This window comes from Clostridium liquoris, from assembly GCF_002995785.1.
In the GTDB taxonomy this organism is placed as follows: domain Bacteria; phylum Bacillota; class Clostridia; order Clostridiales; family Clostridiaceae; genus Clostridium_AO; species Clostridium_AO liquoris.
Genome location: NZ_PVXO01000029.1, coordinates 1 through 584 on the forward strand (window position 1 = coordinate 1; position 584 = coordinate 584).

General features: G+C 39.9%; 1 rRNA gene. It reads right to left on the reverse strand.

The window, feature by feature from the left end:
- Window positions 1–466: 466 nt before the first annotated feature.
- Window positions 467–584 (reverse strand): 16S ribosomal RNA (locus CLLI_RS04960); the annotation flags it as partial.

Genomic DNA, 584 nt, shown 5'->3' on the forward strand with positions numbered 1-584 from the left:
TTCTTATAAGCTTCGTATTACTGCGTCAGCAAATTCGCTGCGGTGCTCATTTAGCTATCGCTAAACTCTGCTCCTCACTTCATTTACTTCCTTGTACTACTCGCTTCTAATAATTTTTAAAAATTCCTATAAACGTCGCATTGCTTCGTTATAAAGCTCCCTGCGGTGCTCATTTAGCTTCCGCTAAACTCTGCTCCTCGCTCACTTTATGCCTCGCACTGCTAGTTTCTAGTAATTTTTTAGTGTTTCTACAAAAGGTTTAGTTTCTTAACCTTTGCTTTACTTTACTTTACTTTACTTTTACTTTGTGCAATTTTCAAAGAACAATTTGAGAGAATGGTCTCTCAAAATTAAACAGAGAATGAAACCTTCAAAGAAGAATTACCTTCTTTGTCTGCTCGGCCTAAATGATTATGAGATAATCATTTAGGCTTAAAAAGCCATCTAAGGCTTTTTAACTCCTTAGAAAGGAGGTGATCCAGCCGCAGGTTCTCCTACGGCTACCTTGTTACGACTTCACCCCAATTATTAACCCCACCTTCGGCCGCTGGCTCCTTACGGTTACCTCACGGACTTCGGGTGTT